At 73.9% G+C, this 21,604-nt stretch carries 19 protein-coding genes; 4 read left to right on the top strand and 15 right to left on the bottom strand.

The genetic code is table 11. The features are described 5' to 3' along the window. Positions 1–15: 15 nt before the first annotated feature. Positions 16–1,269: a glycoside hydrolase family 10 protein gene (locus ACH4N1_RS16795; protein ID WP_398097791.1), complete on the bottom strand. Its 1,254-nt coding sequence runs from the start codon at positions 1,267–1,269 to the stop codon at positions 16–18. Positions 1,270–1,449: 180 nt separating this feature from the next. On the opposite strand from ACH4N1_RS16795, the gene ACH4N1_RS16800 reads away from it, so the two are divergent. Then, positions 1,450–2,310, top strand: coding sequence for a 3-hydroxybutyryl-CoA dehydrogenase (locus ACH4N1_RS16800; protein WP_398097793.1), 861 nt, complete (start codon positions 1,450–1,452; stop codon positions 2,308–2,310). 66 nt (positions 2,311–2,376) lie between these two features. Here ACH4N1_RS16800 and ACH4N1_RS16805 read toward each other — a convergent pair whose 3' ends face one another. The 10 genes from ACH4N1_RS16805 to infC form a co-directional block, all read right to left on the bottom strand. After that, complete coding sequence (locus tag ACH4N1_RS16805; protein WP_398097795.1) at positions 2,377–2,922, bottom strand: NUDIX hydrolase; 546 nt, start codon at positions 2,920–2,922, stop codon at positions 2,377–2,379. 63 nt (positions 2,923–2,985) lie between these two features. Further along, entirely contained in the window at positions 2,986–4,326 is a 1,341-nt protein-coding gene (locus ACH4N1_RS16810) for a transcriptional regulator (RefSeq protein ID WP_398097797.1), read from the bottom strand. Between the two features lie 290 nt (positions 4,327–4,616). Beyond that, on the bottom strand, positions 4,617–5,615 hold the full coding sequence (locus tag ACH4N1_RS16815; protein WP_398097798.1) for a PP2C family protein-serine/threonine phosphatase: 999 nt from the start codon (positions 5,613–5,615) through the stop codon (positions 4,617–4,619). Positions 5,616–5,876: 261 nt separating this feature from the next. After that, entirely contained in the window at positions 5,877–8,387 is a 2,511-nt protein-coding gene (gene pheT / locus ACH4N1_RS16820) for a phenylalanine--tRNA ligase subunit beta (protein WP_398097800.1), read from the bottom strand. Beyond that, positions 8,387–9,508, bottom strand: a complete 1,122-nt coding sequence (gene pheS, locus ACH4N1_RS16825; protein ID WP_363089177.1) for a phenylalanine--tRNA ligase subunit alpha — start codon at positions 9,506–9,508, stop codon at positions 8,387–8,389. The genes pheT and pheS overlap by 1 nt, the downstream gene beginning before the upstream one ends. A 158-nt stretch (positions 9,509–9,666) precedes the next feature. Continuing rightward, a complete protein-coding gene (locus ACH4N1_RS16830; protein ID WP_398097802.1) occupies positions 9,667–10,806 on the bottom strand; it encodes an ATP-binding protein in 1,140 nt (379 codons plus the stop codon). 55 nt (positions 10,807–10,861) lie between these two features. Then, positions 10,862–11,710: a TrmH family RNA methyltransferase gene (locus tag ACH4N1_RS16835; protein ID WP_398097804.1), complete on the bottom strand. Its 849-nt coding sequence runs from the start codon at positions 11,708–11,710 to the stop codon at positions 10,862–10,864. A 128-nt stretch (positions 11,711–11,838) separates the two neighbouring features. Next, positions 11,839–12,222: a 50S ribosomal protein L20 gene (rplT, locus tag ACH4N1_RS16840; protein ID WP_319264140.1), complete on the bottom strand. Its 384-nt coding sequence runs from the start codon at positions 12,220–12,222 to the stop codon at positions 11,839–11,841. A gap of 99 nt (positions 12,223–12,321) precedes the next feature. Beyond that, complete coding sequence (gene rpmI / locus ACH4N1_RS16845) at positions 12,322–12,516, bottom strand: 50S ribosomal protein L35 (protein WP_007829094.1); 195 nt, start codon at positions 12,514–12,516, stop codon at positions 12,322–12,324. A 107-nt stretch (positions 12,517–12,623) separates the two neighbouring features. After that, positions 12,624–13,325 carry a translation initiation factor IF-3 gene (infC, locus tag ACH4N1_RS16850; protein WP_363089180.1) on the bottom strand — a complete coding sequence of 234 codons (702 nt, stop codon included), beginning with the start codon at positions 13,323–13,325 and terminating at the stop codon, positions 12,624–12,626. A 383-nt stretch (positions 13,326–13,708) separates the two neighbouring features. On the opposite strand from infC, the gene ACH4N1_RS16855 reads away from it, so the two are divergent. Further along, the gene (locus ACH4N1_RS16855; protein WP_363089181.1) at positions 13,709–14,086 is read left to right on the top strand and encodes a DUF1844 domain-containing protein; all 378 of its coding nucleotides are present in this window, start codon (positions 13,709–13,711) and stop codon (positions 14,084–14,086) included. A gap of 6 nt (positions 14,087–14,092) precedes the next feature. Here ACH4N1_RS16855 and ACH4N1_RS16860 read toward each other — a convergent pair whose 3' ends face one another. After that, a complete protein-coding gene (locus ACH4N1_RS16860) occupies positions 14,093–14,872 on the bottom strand; it encodes an SseB family protein (RefSeq protein ID WP_398097807.1) in 780 nt (259 codons plus the stop codon). Positions 14,873–15,022: 150 nt separating this feature from the next. On the opposite strand from ACH4N1_RS16860, the gene ACH4N1_RS16865 reads away from it, so the two are divergent. Further along, positions 15,023–16,036 carry a serine hydrolase gene (locus ACH4N1_RS16865; protein WP_398097808.1) on the top strand — a complete coding sequence of 338 codons (1,014 nt, stop codon included), beginning with the start codon at positions 15,023–15,025 and terminating at the stop codon, positions 16,034–16,036. A gap of 40 nt (positions 16,037–16,076) precedes the next feature. On the opposite strand, the gene mycP is transcribed toward ACH4N1_RS16865, so the two are convergent. Further along, positions 16,077–17,279: a type VII secretion-associated serine protease mycosin gene (gene mycP / locus ACH4N1_RS16870; RefSeq protein ID WP_398097810.1), complete on the bottom strand. Its 1,203-nt coding sequence runs from the start codon at positions 17,277–17,279 to the stop codon at positions 16,077–16,079. Next, a complete protein-coding gene (locus ACH4N1_RS16875) occupies positions 17,276–18,973 on the bottom strand; it encodes a hypothetical protein (RefSeq protein WP_398097812.1) in 1,698 nt (565 codons plus the stop codon). The genes mycP and ACH4N1_RS16875 overlap by 4 nt, the downstream gene beginning before the upstream one ends. 722 nt (positions 18,974–19,695) lie before the next feature. Here ACH4N1_RS16875 and ACH4N1_RS16880 point away from each other — a divergent pair. Continuing rightward, a complete protein-coding gene (locus tag ACH4N1_RS16880; RefSeq protein WP_398097814.1) occupies positions 19,696–20,898 on the top strand; it encodes an amino acid deaminase/aldolase in 1,203 nt (400 codons plus the stop codon). A 64-nt stretch (positions 20,899–20,962) separates the two neighbouring features. Here ACH4N1_RS16880 and ACH4N1_RS16885 read toward each other — a convergent pair whose 3' ends face one another. After that, complete coding sequence (locus ACH4N1_RS16885) at positions 20,963–21,379, bottom strand: hypothetical protein (RefSeq protein ID WP_398097816.1); 417 nt, start codon at positions 21,377–21,379, stop codon at positions 20,963–20,965. Between the last annotated feature and the right edge of the window lie 225 nt (positions 21,380–21,604).

A 21,604-nucleotide genomic window follows, 5' to 3' on the forward strand; every position in this document is an offset into this window, starting at 1 on the left:
GAGAACGACGGCAGGTCAGCGCGGGGGCGTCGCCGGCTGCGCGTAGTGGTCGGCGACGACCCGCGCCATCGCGCCGACGCGGTCCGTGCGCAGCTCCTTCGCGGCGAAGAAGACGTGGCCGCGGACCTCGGGGTGGCCGGCCGCGAGGGTGAGGTGCCGGGACAGTTCGGCCGGGTCCTGCCAGGCCGCGGGCTGCGCCGGATCGCCGGCCTTGTACAGCGCCTCCCCCAGGTAGAGCTTGGTGCGGCTGCCCCGCGCGACCTCCGCCCACCAGGGCACGAGCGCGGCGTAGTCGGCGGCGGAGAGTCCGATGTTCCAGTACAGCTGCGGCACGACGTAGTCAATCCAGCCCTCCCGCACCCACCTGCGGGTGTCGGCGTGGACGGCGTCGTACGACTGGAGCGCCCGGGTGTCCGAGCCGCGCGGGTCGGTGGAGGCGTTGCGCCACACCCCGAAGGGGCTGATCCCGAACTGTGTGGTGGGCCGCACCGCCTTGATCCGGGCGGCCGTCTCGCGCACCAGCCGGTCGATGTTGTCGCGCCGCCACGCGGCCCGGTTGGGGAAGGCGCCGCCGTGGGCGTCGTAGGCCGCGTCGTCGTCGAAGGTCTGGCCGGCCACCGGATAGGGGTAGAAGTAGTCGTCGAAGTGCACGGCGTCGACCGGGTACCGGCGCACCGCGTCGAGCATCGCGTCCTGCACGAACGCCCGGACCTCGGGCAGACCGGGGTTGTAGTGGAGCTTCCCGCCGTACGGCACCACCCAGTCGGGGTGCCGGCGCGCGGGGTGGGAGGCGACGAGCCTGGCCGGGTCGTCGTGGACGGCCACCCGGTAGGGGTTGAACCAGGCGTGCAGCTGGAGTCCGCGGGCGTGCGCCTCCGCCACGGCGGTGCCCAGCGGGTCCCAGCCGGGCGCCTTGCCCTGGGTGCCGGTGAGCACCTGCGACCACGGCTCGTACGACGAGGGCCACAGGGCGTCCGCGGTGGGCCGGACCTGGAGGATCACCGTGTTGAGGCGGTCGCGGACCGCCAGGTCGAGCCAGCCGAGCAGTTCGGAACGCTGCTGGGCCGCGGTCAGTCCGGGGCGTGAGGGCCAGTCCCGGTTGGCGACGGTGGCCAGCCACACGCCCCGCATCCGCGCCACCGCCCGGCCGTTCCCGCCGGCGTGTCCGGAAGGAACCCCGGTGGGCACCGCCGGGCGGGCCGCCGCCCCCGTCGTCGTGAACGCCGACAACGCGGCCAGCGCGAACGCCCGCCGAGTCAGTCGCCCCATCGCGCACATCCCCACATACGCCGCGGATCCGCTCGGTCACGGATCGTCTCCGCGCCCAGCATGCCCCCACCCCGGCGATCGATCATCGATACTTGCTAGTAACGTGCACGATCGGAGCAGGCCCGCCGGGACCCGGAAGACCTGCGCAGTGACCGGAGTCAGCCAGTGAAAGGGACCGATGTGACCGACATCGAACGCGTCGGAGTGGTGGGCTGCGGCCAGATGGGGGCGGGCATCGCCGAGGTCTGCGCGCGGGCCGGACTCGACGTGAAGGTCGCCGAGACCACCGGCGAGGCCCTGGAGTTCGGCCGCACCCGGCTCTTCAACTCCCTGGCCAAGGCCGCCGAACGCGGCAAGATCAGCGAGGAGGAGCGGGACGCCACGCAGGCGCGCCTCAGCTTCACCACCGACCTCGGCGAGTTCGCCGACCGCGACCTGGTCATCGAGGCCGTCGTGGAGAACGAGCAGGTCAAGACCGAGATCTTCCAGGTCCTGGACCAGGTCGTGACCCGCCCGGACGCCATCCTGGCCTCCAACACCTCCTCCATCCCGCTGGTGAAGCTGGCGGTCGCCACCTCGCGGCCCGACCAGGTCGTCGGCATCCACTTCTTCAACCCGGCCCCGGTGCAGAAGCTCGTCGAGCTGATCCCGGCGCTGACCACCTCCGAGGGCACCCTCAGCCGCGCGCAGCTGTTCGCCGAGAAGACGGTCGGCAAGCACGCCATCCGCGCCCAGGACCGCTCGGGCTTCGTGGTCAACGCGCTGCTGATCCCGTACCTGCTCTCCGCGATCCGGATGTTCGAGACGGGCATCGCCAGCCGCGAGGACATCGACAACGGCATGGAGCTGGGCTGCGCCCACCCGATGGGCCCGCTGAAGCTGTCCGACCTGATCGGCCTCGACACGGTGGCCTCGGTCGCGCAGTCGATGTACGACGAGTACAAGGAGCCCCTGTACGCCGCTCCCCCGCTGCTCCAGCGCATGGTCGACGCCGGCCGCCTGGGCCGCAAGACCGGCTCGGGCTTCTACACCTACGGCTGACCCCTCGCGGCGTCACGCGGGCCCGGCACCCCACCCGGTGCCGGGCCCGTTCACACCGGAGGATCGTCAGCGCCCGGTGTCGTGCCCGAGCCTGAGGTGGTGCAGGAGCAGTAAGGCGGCCGCCATGCCGGCGGCCGGGACCTCCCCCCGGGCGACCATGTCGGGCACGAGTTTGAGGGGGACCCACTCCCGGCGCTCGGACTCGAAGTCGTCCACGGGGTGCCCGACGTACTCGCCCTCGTCCGACCAGTAGACGTGGTGCCGGGCGTCGGTGAGGCCGTTGGCCGGTTCCACGCTCGTCAGGTGGTGCAGGGGGCCCGGCCGCCAGCCGGTCTCCTCCTCCAGTTCCCTGGCGGCCGCGCGGGCGACGTCCTCACCGTCCTCGACGACGCCCGCGGCGAGTTCCCACCCCCAGCTGTCGGTGATGAAGCGGTGCCGCCACAGCAGGAGCACCTCGTTGGCCTCGTTCACCACGGTCGCCACGGCGACGGGCCGCAGCCGTATGAGGAAGTGGTCGAGGTGCCGGCCGTCCGGCAGGCCGACATCCGCGAGGTTGACCCGGAACCAGCGGTTTTCATACACAGTTCGTTCGTTCTGTTTCGTCCACTGCACGGTTCTGCCGCCTTCCGTCGAGTAAGGGGCAATATCGCAGCAGGAACGGTGGCACGCCGGTCGCTACAGCGGTACGCGCAGTGCGCCGTCGATGAGTTCGGCCGCCTCCGCCGTGCCCGCGCAGTCACTGCGCACCAGGTGCTCGCGCACCGCCCGGAGTCTGTCGCGCAGCCGACGGGACTCCATGCCCCGCGCCTGCTCCGCCATCAGCACGGCGGTGACCACCGCCTGGTCGGCGTTCCCCCGGCGCAGTTCGACGGTGCTGAGCATGGCGAGCCGGTGCACCCGGCCCCGGTCGTGGGCGGGCGTGTCGACGGCGGCCGCGGCGTGCTCCGCGGCGGCGGTGACGTCGCCGAGGCTCAACAGGGCCTCCGCCACCTGGACGTTGACCAGACCGGGCTGGACATAGCCGGTCTCGTCCGGTTCGCTGCCGCGCCGGATGCGGTCGGCGGCGGCCTCGGCCCGCCGGATGCACGACAGGGCGCTCGTGCCGTCGCCGAGGTGGGCGTACGCCTTCGCCTGCATCGCGTGCAGGTCGGAGGCGAGGGCGGGGGTGACGTTCTTGCCGACCGTGCGCAACGCGGCCTCCGCGAAGGCGACGGCCTGCCGGAACTCCCGCATGAACAGGGACTGGTTGACCAGCAGCGCGATGACGTACGCCCCGAGCCCCCGGTCCCCGCTGGCCTTCGCGAGCCGCAGTGCCTGGTGGAAGTAGCGCTGGGCGAGGCCGTGCGCGTCGGAGTCGTAGGCGCAGATGCCGGCGATCGCCACCAGAGCGCCGGTCGCGCGGTGCAGTTGGCGGCCGGTGGCGTCGGTGTAGCCGCCGCGCAGCAGCGGGGCCGCCTCGGCGTTGAGGAAACCGACGATGCGGCTGCGGGTCGCCACGCCGCCGGCCTTGCGGTACATCTGCTCGTAGTGGGCGCGGGCCGCGCGCAGCGTCTCGATGTCGGCGGCGGTGACCGGGTGCCGGCCGCCACGGGAGACGTCGACGTCCTCGGGCGGGTTCTCCCACTCCCACACCGGCATCACGGCAGGCGTACCGGTGACCGCGGGGGCGCCCAGGACGTGCGGGCGCTGCTGCTCGTCGGAGCGCCACAGGGCGGTGGCCCGCTCCACGAAACCGGACAGCGAGGTGCCGTGCGGTGCCGCGTGTCCGCCGGGCACGCCGAGGCCGATGTCGTCGAGGGTGACGGGCCGTCGCAGCCGGCGGGCGAGCACCTCGCAGATCAGGTCGGGGACCTGTCCGCGCGGGCGCTGGCCCTTGAGCCACCGGGCGACGGCCGTGTGTTCGTAGCGCAGCGCGAGCCCGCGGGCGCGGCCGGCCTGGTTGACGTGCGCGGCGAGGCCCGCGGGCGAGATGCCTGCCTCGTCCAGGATCGCGTCGAGCAGGGTGTTGGGCTGCATGAGGTGCCCCCCGGGTGGTTCGGTGCCGACGGCGCCACTCACGGTAGCGGGTGCGTCTTCACACGGGGTGTGAACCGAGTGCGCACATCCGCACCGTGCAGGCGCTGTCGCGCAGCGTCGCGGGCCGGTTGACTGAAATGCCTCGAAAGAGGCCGGCCGGGCCGCCGGCTCCCCCTCATCAAGCGGCGGCCCGGCAGTTCGCTCCGCCAGCCGGGCCGTTGCCCGCGGTGGGCCCTCGTCACGCGGTGGGCCGTCGTCATGGGGAGGCCGTCGTCATGGGGAGGCCGTCGTCATGGGGAGGCCGTCGAGCGCGGGTGCCCGGTGGCCGGTCGCGCGGTTCCCCGCGCCCCGTCGGCCGGCTGGTGCGGACGCCGGTTGTGCAGGACGAGCAACGCGACGCCGTCCGTCGGTCTGCCCGCCGTGCGGCGCAGGAGTGCGCCGAAGACCGTGCGCACGATCTGCTCGGACGAGACCGGGTGGTCGTGGGCCGCCTTGGTCAGGGTCTCCGCCAGCGGGAAGAAGCGGCCTCTCGTGTCCCGCGCGTCCTCGGCGCCGTCCGTGTGGAGGACCAGGGACTCGCCCTCGTGGAGCCGGCCGCAGGGCGCGGACGGCAGCTCGGCCGGCAGCGGGAACGGGCCGAGCGGCGGCAGGGGGCCGGCGCGGGCCAGCGGCACCCCCTCGGTCCCGCGGAGCAGGTACGGCCACGGATGCCCGCAGTTCAGGGCGCGCAGGCCGCCGTCCGCGTCGATCTCCAGCAGCAGGACGGTGACGAACTCCTCGGCGAGCGGGGTGTCCGTCGGACGACCGCTCACCGGACGCTCCTCGCGGTGGCGCTCCCGCAAGTGACGGGCGAGGGCCCGCTCCAGCCGGCGCAGGACACCACCCAGGTCCGGTTCGTCGTGCGCGGCCTCGCGGAAGCTGCCGAGGAGCGCGGCGACGGTCCCGAGCGCGGGGAGCCCGTGCCCGCGCACGTCGCCCATGACGACCCGCACCCCGTGTTCGGTGGCGACGACCTCGTACAGGTCGCCTCCGACGGAAGCGGCCCGGTCCGCGGAGAGCTGCGCCGCGGCCACGTTCAGCCCCTCCACGCGGGGTGGCGGAGGACGCAGCAGCACGCTCTGGGCGGCCCCGGCGACCCGGCGGACCTGTCTCAGCTCGCGCAGCAGGGTCCGCCGTACGTGCTGGACCAGTCCGGTGCCGACGACGAAGAAGACGGCGCTGGTGACGATCCTGGCACCGAGCCCGTCCTGCTGGGCCGGCGGGCAGGTCAGCTTGTAGGTGACCGCCATCGCGCCCCAGGCCGTGGGCAACCCCAGCGCGAGGGCCCGGCGCGACGGCCGTCCGGTGCCGAACCATGTCGGATGGCCCCCTCCAGGCCCGTACAACGCAGACAGACCGGCCCCAGAGAGGCCGGTCCGATTCTGTCGATGTCAGGGCCCGGAAGGCCCGATCACGGGGAGAACTCACCCGAACGGATGAGAGGCGGGTGTGGGGGCACGGCCCCCACACCCGGCCGCACTGCCCCCGCACCCGCCAGGCCGCACGGCACGCTAGCCGCGCAGCACCGCGCCCGTCCGCTCGCCCGCGAGGGCGACCGCCGCGTCCCGGGCGGCCGAGGCCTCGTCGACCGTCAGCGTCCGGTCCGCCGCGCGGAAGCGCAGGGCGTACGCGAGCGACTTCCGCCCGTCGCCCAGCTGCTCCGCGTTCTCGTAGACGTCGAACAGCCGGATTCCCTCGAGGAGTTCACCGGCGCCCTCACGCAGCGCGGCCTCGACGTCGGCGTGCGGGACGTAGAGGTCGACGACGAGCGCGACGTCCTGCGTGGCGACGGGGAAGGTGGAGATGCCCGGCGCCCGGGGCGTGTCGTCGCCGACCCGCTCCAGGACGTCCAGGTCCAGCTCCATGGCCGAGGTGCGCGCGGGCAGGCCGAGGGCCTTCAGCACGCGCGGGTGCAGCTCGCCGGCGTGGCCGACAACTCGCTCGGCGCCGTCGGCGACGACGACCAGCTCGGCGCACCGCCCCGGGTGCCACGGTCCGTACTGGCCCCCCCGGACGATCAGTTCGGCGCCCGCCTCACGGGCGACCGTCCGCGCCGCCTCGACGGCGTCGGCCCAGTCCGCCGGGCGGCCCTTGCCCCACCAGCCGGCCTGTTCGCGGGCTCCCGCGAGGACGACGGCGACGTGGCGCGGCTGCTCGGGCAGCACGGCGTCGATCGCCGCGATCTCCTCGTCGGTCGGCCGGCGGTCGACCGGCAGATGACCGGCGACGCGCTGTCCGTCGCGCGGGAGGAAGACCAGTCCGGTCTCGAAGAGGGCCAGGTCGTGCGAGCCGCGGCCGTCGTTGCGCCGCAGCGCGGCGAGCAGCCCCGGCAGCAGCGAGGTGCGGAGCGCGGGCTCCTCGTCGTTGAGCGGGTTGGTCAGCCTGACGACGCGGCGGGCCGGGTCGTCGGCGTCCAGGCCGAGCTGGTCGAAGACCTGCTCGGCGACGAACGGGTAGTTCGGCGCCTCGACGTAACCGGCACCGGCCAGCGCGCGGCCGACCCGGCGGTGCAGCCGCTGACGGTGGGTGAGGCCGCGGCCCGCCGGGGGCTTGGGCAGCGTGGAGGGCAGGTTCTCGTAGCCCTCCAGCCGGATGACCTCCTCGGCGAGGTCGTTGGCCTCGCCGAGGTCGGGCCGCCAGGACGGCACGGTGACGATCAGCTCGTCCTGCCCGTACACGTCGCAGCCGATCTCCTGGAGCCGGCGCACGACGGTCTCGCGGCCGTAGACGACACCCGCGACCTTGTCCGGGTGGTCGGCGGGCACGGCGACGGTGTGCGGCGCGGACGGGGCGACGACCTCGGTGACACCGGCCTCGGCGGTACCGCCGGCGAGCAGCACCAGCAGGTCGACCGTGCGCTGCGCGGCCGCCGACGGCGCCTGCGGGTCGACGCCGCGCTCGAAGCGCTTGGACGCCTCGGAGGAGAGCTTGTGGCGGCGGGCCGTACGGGCGACGGAGACCGCGTCGAAGTGGGCGGCCTCGATGACGACGTCGGTCGTCCCCTCGGATTCCGCGTGGTCGGCGATCTCCGTGTTGGCGCCGCCCATGACACCGGCGAGGCCGATGGGGCCGCGCTCGTCGGTGATGACCAGGTCCTCGGCGTGCAGCGTGCGCTCGACGCCGTCGAGGGTGACGAGCTTCTCGCCCTCGGCCGCGCGGCGGACGCCGATGGTGCCCTGGACCAGGGTGCGGTCGTAGGCGTGCAGGGGCTGGCCCAGCTCCATCATCACGTAGTTCGTGACGTCGACGGCGAGCGAGATCGGGCGCATGCCGACCTTCTGGAGCCGGCGCTGGAGCCAGATCGGGGAGCGCGCCTCGGGGCTCAGACCGGTGACGGTGCGGGCGGTGAAGCGGTCGCAGCCGGCCGGGTCGGAGACCTGGACGGGGTAGCCGAAGGCGTTCGGTCCGGGCACGTCGAGCAGGGCCGGGTCGCGCAGCGGCAGGCCGTAGGCGATGGCGGTCTCGCGGGCGACGCCGCGGATGGACAGGCAGTCGCCGCGGTTGGCGGTGACGGCGATGTCCAGGACCTCGTCGACCAGCTCGAGCAGCTCGACGGCGTCCTTGCCGACCTCGGTCTCCGGCGGCAGCACGATGATGCCCTTGGTGCCGTCGTCGCCCATGCCCAGCTCGTCGCTGGAGCAGATCATGCCGTGGGAGGTCCTGCCGTACGTCTTGCGCGCGGCGATGGCGAAGCCGCCGGGCAGGACCGCGCCCGGGAGGACCACGACGACCTTGTCGCCGACGGCGAAGTTGCGGGCGCCGCAGACGATCTCCTGCGGCTCGCCCGAACCGTTGGCCTGTCCGACGTCGACCGTGCAGAAGCGGATCGGCTTCTTGAAGCCCTCCAGCTCCTCGATGGTCAGCACCTGGCCGACGACGAGGGGGCCCTTGAGGTCGTGGCCGAGCTGCTCGACCGTCTCGACCTCGAGGCCGGCCGAGATGAGCTTGGCCTGGACGTCACGGCCGGTCTCGGTGGCCGGCAGGTCGACGTACTCCCGCAGCCAGGAAAGCGGGACCCGCATCAGATCTCCATCCCGAACGGCCGGGTGAACCGGACGTCACCCTCGACCATGTCTCGCATGTCTTCGACGTTGTGGCGGAACATCAGCATCCGCTCGATGCCGAACCCGAAGGCGAAGCCGCTGTACTTCTCCGGGTCGACGCCGCAGGCGGTGAGCACCTTGGGGTTGACCATGCCGCAGCCGCCCAGTTCGATCCAGCCCTCGCTGGAGCAGGTGCGGCAGGGCCGGTCGGGGTTGCCGACGGACTCGCCGCGGCAGACGTAGCACACCATGTCCATCTCGGCGGACGGCTCGGTGAAGGGGAAGAAGTTCGGGCGCAGCCGGGTCTTCATGCCCTCGCCGAACAGCGCCTGGACCATGTGGTCCAGGGTGCCCTTGAGGTCCGCCATGGTCAGGCCCTCGTCCACGGCGAGCAGCTCGACCTGGTGGAAGACGGGCGTGTGCGTGGCGTCCAGCTCGTCGGTGCGGTACACGCGGCCGGGGCAGATCACGTACACCGGCAGCTCACGGCTCAGCAGCGAGCGGATCTGCACGGGCGAGGTGTGGGTGCGCAGCACGACACCGGACTCGGTGCCGCCCTGCGGGCCCTGCACGAAGAACGTGTCCGCCTCGCCGCGGGCCGGGTGGTCCGGGCCGATGTTCAGGGCGTCGAAGTTGAACCACTCGGCCTCGACCTGCGGACCCTCGGCGACCTCGTAGCCCATGGCCACGAAGACGTCCTCGATGCGCTCGGAGAGCGTGGTGAGCGGGTGGCGGGCGCCGGCCGGGACCCGGTCGTGGGGCAGCGTGACGTCCACCGCCTCCTCGACCAGGACGCGCGCGTCGCGCTCGGCCTCCAGCTCGGTCTGCCGGGCGGCGAGGCCCTTGTTCACCGCGCCGCGGGCCTGGCCGACGAGCTTGCCGGCGGCGGCCTTCGCGTGCGGGGGCAGTGCGCCGATCTCGCGGTTGGCGAGGGCCAGCGGGGAGGCGCCGCCGGTGTGGGCGACCTTGGCCTCCTGGAGTGCGTCGAGGGAGTCCGCGGCGGCGAAGGCGGCGAGCGCCTCGTCCCGCATGCGCTCGATCTCTTCCGGTTTCAAGGCCTCGACCTCTACAGGGTCGTACGACTTATTCGGTGCCGACATCTCTTCCCGTGCTTCCGTTTGTCCCCCAGCTACCGCTGGGAGGTGCCCCCAGGCTGAATGTCCCCATCACCGACTCACTCGGAGGGCCGTCCATGGGACACGAAGGTGCCAAAGGCCGAGTCTAACGGGGTGAGGACGTGCGGATGCGCCCGCGGGGGCTAGGCCAGATAGGCCGGAGCCGCCACGGGCAGCGTAAATCGGAACTCGGCGCCGCCGCCGTGGGCGCGGCCGACCGTGATGACGCCGCCGTGGGCTTCGACGATGCCCTTGACGATGTACAGCCCGAGGCCCGTGCCGCCGCGCTTGCTGCCCCGCCAGAAGCGGGTGAAGACACGGTTCATGGACTCCTCCGGGATGCCGGTGCCCTCGTCGCTCACGATGACCGACGTGCCGGTGTCCTCCCCCTCGCGGGGGGACGGGGCGGGCGTGACGTCAATGGTGACGGTTCCCTCGCCGTGCCGCACCGCATTTTCGATGAGGTTGCTGAGCACCTGGTCGACCTTGTCGGGGTCGGCCCACAGGGCGGGCAGCGGCTGTTCGATGCGCAGCAGGAACCGGTCGGCGGGCTGCCCGGCGGCGACGTAGGCCTGGATGTGGCGGCCGACGGCGGCGCCCATGTCGACGGGCTGCCGGCGCACCTCCAGCCTCCCCGAGTCGATCCGGGAGATGTCGAGGAGCTCGGCGATGAGCCGGGTGACGCGGTCGGCGTCGGCGTCGACGGTCTCCAGCATGAGCCGCTTCTGGTCGTCGGTGAACCGCGTCCACTTGGCGAGGAGCGTGGCGGTGAACCCCTTCACGGAGGTGAGGGGGGAGCGCAGCTCGTGGGCGACGGTGGCGATCAGCTCGGCGTGGCTGCGCTCGGTGCGGCGGCGGGCCTCGGTGTCGCGGAGGGAGACGACGACGCGGCGGACGGGGCCGGTGGGGCCGCCGCGGACGTACCGGGCGGAGACGAGGACCTCGCGCCCGCCGGGCAGCAGCAGGTTGCGCTCGGGCTGGCCCACCCGGATGGCGAGCCCGCTGTACGGGTCGGTCAGCTGCCACCAGCGCCGGCCCTCGAGGTCCTCCAGCGGCAGGGCCTTGTCGAGCCGCTGCCCGAGGGCTTCGGCGGCGGGGACGGCGGTGATGCGCTCGGCGGCGGCGTTGAAGCAGACGACGTACCCGTGCTCGTCGGCGACGACCAGCCCGTCGGGCAGGTCGTCGGGGTCGATGCCGAGTCCGGCGAGGTCACCGGCCGGTCGGGCCGCGGGCGGGCGCCCCGGTCCACTGGCTCCCGGTGCGCTGCTCGTGCCGACACTCATCCCCGTACCTCACCTCCCGTCCTCCCGGAAGAGGCCCCCCGAGCTGGTCACCCTACTAGCTGTCGGTGACGGAGCGGCACCCTCCGGAGGCGCGCTGTGCACGGGCCGACGCGTAGAGACATACGGCTGCGGCGGTGGCGAGGTTCAGACTCTCGGCCTTCCCGTGGATCGGGACGCGGACGACGGCGTCGGCGAGGTCCCGGGTCTCCTCGGGCAGCCCCCAGGCCTCGTTGCCGAAGACCCATGCGGTGGGGCCGCCCATGGTGCCCTTGTCCAGTTCGTCGTCGAGGTCGTCCCGGCCGGCGCCGTCGGCGGCGAGGATGCGCACCCCGGCGTCCCTGAGCCCGGCGACGGCCCGCTCGACGGGGACGCCGACGGCGACCGGCAGGTGGAACAGCGATCCGACCGAGGCCCGTACGGCCTTGGGGTTGTACAGGTCGACGGAGGCGTCGGTGAGGACGACGGCGTCGGCGCCGGCCGCGTCGGCGCAGCGCAGGACGGTGCCGGCGTTGCCGGGGTCGCGGACGTGCGCGAGGACGGCGACGAGCCGGGGGCGGGCGGCGAGGACGTCGTCGAAGGGGGTGTCGACGAAGCGGCACACGCCCACGAGGCCCTGCGGGGTGACGGTGGTGGAGATGTCCTCGATGACCTGCTCGTCGGCGAGGTGGACGCGGGCGCCGGCGTTCCGGGCCTCGCCGACGATGTCGGCGTGGCGCTCCGCGGCCTCGGGGGTGGCGAACAGTTCCACGAGGGTGTCGGGGTGCGCGGCCGCCTCCCGTACGGCCTGCGGGCCCTCCGCGAGGAACAGCCGCTCCTTCCCCCGGAAGTTCCGCCGCGCGAGGCGCCTGGCGACCGAGACGCGGGCGGAACGGGGGGAGATGAGGTCGGGGGTGGCGGGGGGCATCGAGGTTCACCTTCGGTGGGTCGGCGGGGGGCGTCGGGACGGGGCGGCGAGGCGAAGACGCACTCGGACCCGCAGGCGGCTCGCCTGCGGGTCCGAGTCATGTCACTTCCGGCTCAGCCGGCGCGGCGTCACGCAGCCTTCGGCGCGTTCACGTCCGACGGCAGCGCCTTCTGGGCGACCTCGACGAGCGCGGCGAACGCGGTCGGGTCGTTGACGGCCAGCTCGGCCAGGATCTTGCGGTCGACCTCGACGCTCGCGGCGTTCAGACCCTGGATGAAGCGGTTGTACGTGATGCCGTTGGCGCGGGCAGCGGCGTTGATGCGCTGGATCCACAGCCGACGGAAGTCGCCCTTGCGCTTCTTGCGGTCGTTGTAGTTGTAGACCAGCGAGTGGGTGACCTGCTCCTTGGCCTTGCGGTACAGGCGCGAACGCTGACCGCGGTAGCCGGAGGCCGCCTCGAGGATCGCCCGGCGCTTCTTGTGGGCGTTGACTGCCCGCTTGACGCGTGCCACTTTTTAACTCCTTGTAGCGGGGCCGCGGTGGGACTCACACGGCCCGGAAACGATTGGGTCCCGGTTCAGACGTACGTACGGCGGCAGGGCGCCCGTACGTCACTTGCCGAGAAGCTTCTTGATCTTCTTGGCGTCGCCCGGGGCCATCTCGGCGTTGCCGGTGAGGCGACGCGTCAGGCGCGACGACTTGTGCTCGAGCAGGTGGCGCTTGCCGGCGCGCTCACGGAGCACCTTGCCGGAGCCGGTGACCTTGAAGCGCTTGCTGGCACCGCTGTGCGACTTGTTCTTCGGCATAGCGCCGTTCTCTCCTCGTCGGTGGCGCTCCGGTGCCCGGTCGTGAAACCGGGCACGGGTGGAGCGTCGCTTGTATCGGTTACGTCCTGGGACTGACGTCCCGGGGGTCACGCCTCGGCGGAAGCCTCGGCAGACTCGGACGGCACGGAGTCCCCGGAATCCTCGGCGTTCACGGCGTCGGAATCCGCGGCGTTCTGCGAGCGGCCCGGGTTGGCCTTCGCTTCGGCCTTGCGGGCCTCCTGGGCCTGACGTGCCTCGGCCATCGCCTCGGTCTTCTTCTTGTGCGGACCGAGAACCATGATCATGTTTCGGCCGTCCTGCTTCGGGTTCGACTCGATGAACCCGAGGTCCTGGACGTCCTCCGCCAGGCGCTGCAGCAGTCGGTAGCCCAGCTCGGGCCGGGACTGCTCGCGACCACGGAACATGATCGTGATCTTGACCTTGTCGCCCTGCTTGAGGAACCGGACGACGTGACCCTTCTTGGTGTCATAGTCGTGCGGGTCGATCTTCGGCCGGAGCTTCATCTCCTTGATGACCGTGTGCGCCTGGTTCTTGCGCGCCTCACGGGCCTTCATGGCCGACTCGTACTTGAACTTCCCGTAGTCCATGAGCTTGCAGACCGGCGGGCGGGCGGTAGCCGCGACCTCGACCAGGTCCAGGTCGTACTCCTGCGCAAGCTCCAGTGCCTTGGCCAGGGGGACGATGCCCACCTGCTCGCCACTGGGACCGACAAGTCGCACCTCGGGAACGCGAATCCGGTCGTTGATGCGGGGCTCGGCGCTGATGGATCCTCCTCGGTAGCACCACACGGCAGTCTGGCGAACGGCCGCGTAACGTCTGTGTTCGATTGGTTGACAACCACGCCGAAGCACAAAAAATGCCCCGAACGATCACATGCGGGGCTCCAAGCACTACCGGAGCACCGCCGCGAGGACCGCGGGGCGCACTACCGGGCGACTCCATCGTCCGTACGGAACGATGGTGGCCGCCTGACCGGGGTGACCCGCCGCCCCGGAGGGTGGTCGGGTGGGAGTTCGGAGCCTCCACTTGTGGGCCGGGTCCGCCTGCTGTGGGGCACGCGTGTCCGACCGGTCGTTACACGAGATTAGCAGCTCGTTCACGCGTGCGCGAATCCGGTGTCTCCCGCCTCCTGCTGTCAAGGGGGCGTGCGGCGGGCCCTATCGTGTGGGGCATGAGTGAGACCTCCCCCTCGGACAGCCCCGAGCCCTCCGGCACCGCCGGTTTCGACGAGATGACCCGCGACATCGCCGAGGTCCCGGCGGTCGAGGTGATCGTGACGGTCGCCGTCAACCTGATGAGCGCGTCCGCCGTGAAGCTCGGCCTGACGGAGGAGGGCGACAAGTACAAGGACCTGGACGAGGCCCGCAAGCTGATCACCGCCCTCGCCGGCCTGCTGGACGCGAGCACGACCGAGATCAGCTCCTTCCACGCGGCACCGCTGCGCGACGGCCTGAAGTCGCTCCAGCTCGCCTTCCGCGAGGCCTCGCTCGTCCCGGACGAGCCGGGCCAGGGCCCGGGCGAGAAGTACACCGGGCCGGTCTACGGCTGAGGCCCGTCAGTCACGCAGGTAGAAGGGCTCGCCCGGAGGGGTGGTTCCGGCCGGCAGGAGTGCCAGGTCGAGGCCGCGCACCAGGCGGGCCCTCAGTGTTTCGTCGGCGGCGATGCGCTCCGCCACGGCCTGCGCGGTCCCGGCGGGAGCGGCGTCCGGGGCCAGGACGAGGGCGAGAGTGCCGTCGGACCGGCCGGGCACCAGGTGGGCGCGCAGGACGGCCGGTTCGGCGGCCACCGCGGCCCGTACCGCCTCGACGACCGCCGGGTCGGCCAGCGGGTCCGTCGTGGTGCGGCCCTCGGCGAGTGCCAGCAGGGCGGGCCCCGTCAGTTCGAAGGCGACCGGCCCGGCCATGTCGAGGACGACGGTGTCGGCCTTCTCGTGCGCGGCCGCCCGGAGGGCCTGGTGCAGGGGTACGGCCACGGGGCGGGCCCGCGGGTCCCAGCGGGCGAGGGACGCGGTGGAGGTGAAGGCCGGCAGCGCCGTGCGGTCCCCCGCCTTCAGGGTCGGCACGGCCATGTCGCTGGTCTTCTCGCGGCGCAGCCCGCCCCCCCGTCGCCCACCACCGCCCTTCCAAGGAGCTTCGCTCCCCTCCTCACTGTCCTCCTCCACCTCCCCGAGCACGGCGACGACGGGGACGAGCAGCCGGGCGCCCTTGAGCGCCTCCAGCACGGGTCCCACGGCGGTGCGGTCCTCGGCCCAGGCGGCGAGCGCCGCGCTCAGCACGGGGTCGGCGGAGCCGTCGTCGTCGGAGAAACCGGGGTCGGGAATGTTCTTGTTCGCCACGGTCACCGACCCTATCGGGGGGAAACCGCCGGGCTCGTGCGGGGCCGGAAACACGGCGGTGACCGCTTTCACGGGTTTCTCAGACAGCCCTGACACACCTTTAACCCGCGTCTGACGGGACACACAGTCGGCGCCTCCAGCATCACGGGCATGGAGTCCTCCAGAGCACGCCGCGGCAGCCGCGCCCGTCCGTCCGGACGCCGTCCCCTCCTCTCCTGCGCGCTCGCCTCCGTGGCCGTGCTCGGTGCCTCGGCGGCCGGGACGGTGTACGTGAAGGCCCAGGCGCACCCGGGTCCCGGCGCCGTATCGTCGGCGGCACCGTCGCCCTCGGCGTCGGTGTCGGTGTCGGTGTCGGCGAGTGGGGAGGCGTCGGTGGAACCCGTGGTCCAGTCCGAACCAAAGTCAGAATCCGATTCCGGTTCCGAGGCCGGGTACGGGTCCGTGGTGGACCGCGACACCCTGCTGGCGAAGGCGATGGCCTCGGTGACCGTGCCGGACGCCGCCGCGGTCTCCGTGGCCGTGCTCGACATGGAGTCCGGGCGGAGCGCGGTCCACGGCACCGGTGCCTTCGACACGGCGAGCATCGTCAAGGTGGACATCCTGGCGGCGCTGCTGCTCCAGGCACAGGACGCCGGCCGGCAGCTCACGGCGCGGGAGAAGGCGTACGCGGCCGCGATGATCGAGAACAGCGACAACGACTCCGCGACCGCGCTGTGGAACTCCATCGGCGGCGCGGCGGGGCTCGACGCGGCGAACCTGCGGTTCGGACTCACCGGCACCCGGGACGGCGACGGCGCGCTGTGGGGGCTGACCCGGACGACGGCGGCCGACCAGCTGACGCTGCTGCGGCAGGTCTTCGGCACCGCGTCGCAGCTGAGCGGGGCCTCGCGGACGTACCTCCAGGGGCTGATGGGGCAGATCGCGGCGGGCCAGCGCTGGGGGGTCTCGGCCGCCGCCGACGGGTCCGCGTGGGCGCTGAAGAACGGCTGGCTGCCGCGTACGGCGACGGGACTGTGGGACGTCAACAGCATCGGGCGGGTGACGTCCGGCGGGCACGACTACCTGGTGGCCGTTCTGTCGGACGGCAACGGGACCCAGGCCGAGGGGATCGCGCTGGTGGAGGCGGCGGCGAGGGCGGCGCTGGCGGCGTTCGCGGACGCCTGAGCGGACCGGTCCGGCGGCCGGGGTGGGGTGAAAACGGCGTCTACAGGACGTCGTACTGCTGCTGCCCGTCCTCGCGGTCGCGGGTGCGGCGGCTCCGCCACAGGATCACGGCGGCCACCAGCAGCACTCCCCCGGTGCCGCCCGCGAGCGGACCGGCCCAGCCCGAGGCGTCGTCGTCGGCCTTCTGCTCGTCCGGGCCCGGACCGAAGTACTCGTCGCCGTACGCCGCCGCCCGCAGGCCCTCGGGTTCGAGGCCGGCGGCGGCCTTGATCGCGGCGGCCGGGTCGATGAAGCCGAAGCCGCGGGAGTCGTCGCGGCCGCCGGTGGGGGAGTTGCGGGCGGTGTCCTCCAGCAGCTTCTTGATCTGCGCCGGGGTCAGGTCCGGGTGGGCGGCCCTGACGAGGGCGGCCGCGCCGGAGACGAAGGCCGCCGCGGCGGAGGTGCCCCAGCCCTCGTAGTACCTGTGGTCGGGGTCGGCGATGACGACGTCGACGCCGGGGGCGCTGACCGTGGCGTACCAGCGGCGGGTGGAGAAGGAGGCGCGGGTGCCGTAGCGGTCGACGGCGGTCGCGGCGATGACGCCCGGGTAGGCCGCCGGGTAGGAGATGTGGTCGCCCTTCTCGCCGCCGTTGCCGGCCGAGGCGACGACGACCGAGCCCTTCCCCAGGGCGTACTGGACGGCCTCGTCCTCGGCGGGTTCGGGGTGGGCGGAGGCGGAGTCGTCGCCGAGGGAGAGGTTGATGACGTCGGCGCCCTGGTCGGCGGCCCAGCGGATGCCTTCGGCGAGGGCGTTGCCGCGGGTGTTGCGGGCTTTGGTGCGGGAGGGGTCGCCGTCCTCCAGGATCACCCGGACGGGCAGGATCTTCGCCTCCGGGGCGATGCCCATGACGCCGTCGCCGTTGCCGTAGCCATGGCCGTGACCGGCGATGATGCCGGCCATCGCGGTGCCGTGGCGGGCCCAGGCGCGGTCGCCCGGACCGGCCCCGAAACCGACCATGTCCCTGCCGGTCAGGACGTTGCCGGCGAGGTCCGGGTGGTCGGCCTCGACGCCGGTGTCCAGGACGGCGACGGTGACGCCCCCGCCCTTGGTGGTCCGCCAGACCTCTTCGGTGTGCAGGGCCTCCAGCGCCCACTGCTTGGCCCGGATGCCGTCCGCGTACGCGGTGGTGGGCGGCACCAGGGCGACCGCGGCGGCCAGCAGACAGCTCAGCACACCGGCCCGGCGGACACCGCGCCCGCTCATGACGGCGGCTCCGAGGGGGACACGGCGGTCTTGCGCAGTCCGCGCTCGATGCGGTCGGCGAGGCCCTTCGCCTCGTGGCCCAGGCCCGCCTGGGCCACGACGGTGGCGGCGCTGGAGGCGGTGGCCTCGACGGCGGGCTGGGCGGCGGCGACCGTACGGCCGTCCGCCCAGCCGGACACGGCGTAGACGACGACGGGGGCGTCGGTGAGGACGGACACCGTCCACGAGGCGCGCTGCGCGTCGCCGAAGGCGGCGGCGAGCGTGCCCTTCGCGGCGTACGGGCGGGGCATCAGGTCGGTACGGCCGGCCAGGCCCTCCTTGTCGAACCTGGCGTCGAGGGCGCGCATGCCGGCCGCGTCGGCCTTGGTGAACAGCAGGCCCACGGTGGTGACGAAGCTGCGGGTGGCGTCGGTGTAGGTCGCGCGCAGCAGGCGGGCGCAGCCGACCGGGGCGAGGGCCTTCCCGAGCAGCGGGTCGAGGGCACCGGCGCAGCCGCTGTCCGGGGCGACGGCGATCCGTGTCCAGGTGCGGTCGGCGCCGCCGGGGCCGGCGCCCTGTCCGTCCACGGTCGGGGGGAACAGCCGGTCGACGGGCACGTTGTGCCACAGGCCGCCCGCGGTGGCGTAGACGCTCCGCTCCCCCGCCTCCGCGGGGTCGCCGACGAGCCAACTGCCGGTGACGGCACCGCCGATGAGGCCCAGCCCGAGGACCACGCAGGCGGCTGCCGCGGCGGCGTGCCCGCGCAGCCCGCGACGTCCCGCGGGCGGGGCGTCGCTGTACCCCTCCGGAGCCGCGAACGTCACGACGGGCCGGGTGGCGCCCGGCGCTCCGCCCGGCGCCGTCGGAGCGCTCCACGACAACGCCGGATCGGGTCCGGCCCCGGCGGCCGGGGGCGGCGCGTCGAAGTCGGGGTGGCGCAGGGGCGTCGCGGGACTCCAGGCGGGCGGGGCGTCCGCTTCGGGGTGCCGTCCGGGAACGGCGGTCGACAGCTCGTCCCGGTGCTGCCCGGGTGCGGGAGCCCAGGAACGCGGGAGGGGGCTCCAGGCCGTGCCGGGGGCGGGAGGGCCGGGGTGGTCGGGGGCGCGCTCACGGGGGGCGGCGGGGGCTCCCGGCGGGGCGGGGGTGCCGGGGCGGGAGGGGGCGACCGGGTGGGCGGGGGTGCCCTGCCCGTCGTGGGTCTCCCGGCGGGGGAAGGCGGGTGGGGCGGCTTCCGCGCCGGGGGTGGAGGCCGAGGCGGGGATGGAGGTCGAGGCAGGGATGGAGGTCGAGGCAGGGGGCCGGTCCGGAGCGGTGGTGCCGGCCGCGCCGTCCTGCGCGCCGGGCCGGGGGGTCGACCGGGGGGCGGCGGAACGGTCCTGGCCGGTGGCCTCCGAGGCGGTCGGTCGGGCGCCGTTCGCAGGCGCGGTGTCCGGGTCCGTCGGACGGACGGCGTCCAGCCGTACGGGACGGCGGGCGGCCGGGCCTGCCGGGCGGGACGCCTCCGGGCCGGTGTGGCGGGAGGGGGCCGGGTGCGGGGAACGGGCGGCGTCCAGGCGGGCGGGGCGCGGGACGCCGGGACGTACCGGATCGGCACCGGCCGATGTCGCGCCGACGGCACCGTCAGGAGCGGTTGCCGGGAGGGAGCCCTCCGGGCGGGCCGGGCGCGTGACCTGCCGCTCCACCGGTCCCGCCGGGCGCGGGGTCTCCGGGGTCACGGGGCGGCCGCCGTCGGTGACCGCGGGCCGGGGGCCTTCCTCCGGCCCGTGCGCCCCGGTCCGGGACGGGCCTTCGTCATTCCTGCCGTTCCTGCCGTTCCTGCCGCTCGGGGGCGGGTCGTCCGGGAAGCGGGCCGACGCGGAGGGCGGGGGCATGTGGTGCGGGGGCCGCGGCGGCAGGTGCGCGAAACCCGGCGCGGCGAACGGCTGCTCCGGGACCCGGCGCGAGGACGCGGACGGGTCCGGCGAGGCCGCGGGCGGCGGCTCCGGGACCGTACGGAACGACGGGAACCCCGCGGCCGGTGGTTCGGGCGCCCGGAGGTCCGGGGCCTGGTCCGGGTCCGCGGACGCCGGCGGGTGGGGCGGGCGGGGTGGGGTCGCCGGGGGCGGGGGCGTCGCCGGGCGCGGGGGGATCGAGGCGCGGCGTGCTTCCGTGCTCATGCACCCCCCGTTTCCTCGTGCCCGCGCCGTCGTCGCCCTGCGCGGACCGGTCTCCTCGGTCCGGCGGCCCCGGTGCCGACCCCGCCGGCCGTCCTGGGCACGCATACCCGCACGGGCGGACCGGCATCCCGGCACGGGTGACCGGCCGGAGCCCTCCTCCGTGCGTGCGCGTCACTCTACGGCTTGTTCCTGCGCGAACGGGAACCGGTCCGCGCCCCCCGGGGGCATCTGCCCGGAACGTCCCCCTACCCTGCGGTAATCCGGTCTGGCAGGCTGCGTCCATGACTGCGCGCGCCGCCGACCGGGCCCGGTACGACCGGGCCACCGCCCATCTCGACGCCCCTCTCGCCGTCGTCGACCTGGAGGCATTCGACGCCAACGCGGACGATCTGGTGCGCCGGGCGGCCGGGAAGCCGGTCCGGGTCGCCAGCAAGTCCGTCCGCTGCCGGGCCCTGCTGGAACGCGTCCTGGCGAAGGACGGTTTCGCGGGACTCATGTCCTTCACCCTGGCCGAATCCCTGTGGCTGGCCCGGTCGGGCTTCGACGACGTCCTGCTCGCCTACCCCTCCGCCGACCGCTCCGGCTTCGCGGAGCTCGCCGGCGACCCCAAGCCGGCCGCCGCCGTCACCGTGATGATCGACGACGTCGCCCAGCTCGACCTCATCGACTCCGCGCGCGGCGGGGGAGGCGAAGTGGTGCGGGTCTGCCTGGAGTTGGACACCTCGTTGAAGCTGCTGGGCGGCCGGGTGCGGGTCGGCGCGCTGCGCTCGCCGCTGCACTCCCCGGCCCAGGTCGCCGACCTGGCGCGGGCGGTGGCCCGGCGGCCGGGGTTCCGGCTGGTGGGGATCATGGCGTACGAGGGGCACATCGCGGGCGTGGGCGACTCGGTGGCGGGACGGCCCCTGCGGTCACGGGCGATCCGGCTGATGCAGGCCACCGCCCGCCGTGAACTCGTCGAGCGGCGCGCCGCGGTGGTGCGCGCGGTGCGGGCCGTGGTGCCGGACCTGGAGTTCGTCAACGGCGGCGGCACGGGCAGTGTGCAGCACACGGCCGCGGAGGACGCGGTCACCGAGATCGCGGCGGGTTCGGGACTGTACGTGCCGCGCCTGTTCGACAACTACACGTCGTTCAGCGGCCGCCCGGCCGCCCTGTTCGCCCAGCCCGTCGTGCGGCGGCCGGGCGTCGGCGTCGTCACCGTCCTCGGTGGCGGCTACCCCGCCTCCGGTGCCGCCGGCGGCGACCGGCTGCCGGTGCCGTACCTGCCGGAGGGGCTGCGCTACGACCCGCAGGAGGGGCCCGGCGAGGTGCAGACCCCGCTGCTCGGCTCCCCCGCCGACGATCTGCTGATCGGCGACAAGGTGTGGTTCCGGCACGCCAAGGCCGGTGAGCTGTGCGAGCGGTTCGACACCCTGCATCTGGTCGAGGGCGACCGGGTGACGGCGACCGTGCCGACGTACCGGGGCGAGGGCCGGACGTTCCTCTAGACCGCGCAGACTGCGCAGACCGAGCAGACCGAACAGGCCGCGCTGGCCGCGCTGGCCGCGTGGTTCACCGCGTCGGTCCGATGCCGCTGCCGCCCCCGCCGCCCGTGTCCGCGTCGCCGACCGGGCGGATGCCCTTGGTGATGCGGTCCATGTCGGCGAGCGGCGGCCCGTCGTCGCCCGCGTCGAAGACGTACCGGACGAGGACGGGGGCCTCGGTGCCGACGGTGGACGGGAAGACCAGGGACTGGACGTGGCCGCCGGGACCCTCGGCGGTCGTCACCCGCCGGCGGACGTAGTACCCGGCGCGGCCCGCGACCGCGACCTGCCCGGCGGCCACCGGCCGGTGGGACTCGATGCCGCCGAAGGGGCGCCGGCCGACGAGGTCGCGGTCACAGGCGTCGTCGGCCGCGTCGGCGATGTCCGCCTCGGCCAGTGCCCTGGGTGAGGTCTCGGTGGTGTCGGTGACGGTGCGGGAGACCACCAGGCCGTGCCGGCAGACGCCACCGCCCGGGCAGTCGTAGGGCGTGTTTCGAAAGTGGCGTCGTCTGCCCGAAGGGCAGGCCCGGCGGCGTCTGGTGCGTGCGATCGCAAGGCGGAGGGTCGCCCCGATACCGGTGGTATCGGGGTGATCCCGACAACGCGGCTGGGGGTGCCCCCTCCGGGGGAGTGCGTGCCAGACGCCGCCGGGCTGGGGGCACCCCCTCTG

The organism is Streptomyces sp. NPDC017202 (assembly GCF_044331705.1).
Lineage (GTDB): Bacteria > Actinomycetota > Actinomycetes > Streptomycetales > Streptomycetaceae > Streptomyces.

Coding starts and splice junctions, on each gene's coding strand:
- ACH4N1_RS16810 (WP_398097797.1), bottom strand. CDS start 4,326: ATGCAGCCCAACACCCTGCTCGACGCGATCCTGGACGAGGCAGGCATC.
- ACH4N1_RS16815 (WP_398097798.1), bottom strand. CDS start 5,615: ATGGCGGTCACCTACAAGCTGACCTGCCCGCCGGCCCAGCAGGACGGG.
- rpmI (WP_007829094.1), bottom strand. CDS start 12,516: ATGCCGAAGAACAAGTCGCACAGCGGTGCCAGCAAGCGCTTCAAGGTC.
- ACH4N1_RS16835 (WP_398097804.1), bottom strand. CDS start 11,710: ATGCCCCCCGCCACCCCCGACCTCATCTCCCCCCGTTCCGCCCGCGTC.
- ACH4N1_RS16865 (WP_398097808.1), top strand. CDS start 15,023: ATGGAGTCCTCCAGAGCACGCCGCGGCAGCCGCGCCCGTCCGTCCGGA.
- ACH4N1_RS16830 (WP_398097802.1), bottom strand. CDS start 10,806: ATGAGTGTCGGCACGAGCAGCGCACCGGGAGCCAGTGGACCGGGGCGC.
- ACH4N1_RS16880 (WP_398097814.1), top strand. CDS start 19,696: ATGACTGCGCGCGCCGCCGACCGGGCCCGGTACGACCGGGCCACCGCC.
- mycP (WP_398097810.1), bottom strand. CDS start 17,279: ATGAGCGGGCGCGGTGTCCGCCGGGCCGGTGTGCTGAGCTGTCTGCTG.
- ACH4N1_RS16855 (WP_363089181.1), top strand. CDS start 13,709: ATGAGTGAGACCTCCCCCTCGGACAGCCCCGAGCCCTCCGGCACCGCC.
- pheT (WP_398097800.1), bottom strand. CDS start 8,387: ATGCGGGTCCCGCTTTCCTGGCTGCGGGAGTACGTCGACCTGCCGGCC.
- pheS (WP_363089177.1), bottom strand. CDS start 9,508: ATGTCGGCACCGAATAAGTCGTACGACCCTGTAGAGGTCGAGGCCTTG.
- ACH4N1_RS16795 (WP_398097791.1), bottom strand. CDS start 1,269: ATGGGGCGACTGACTCGGCGGGCGTTCGCGCTGGCCGCGTTGTCGGCG.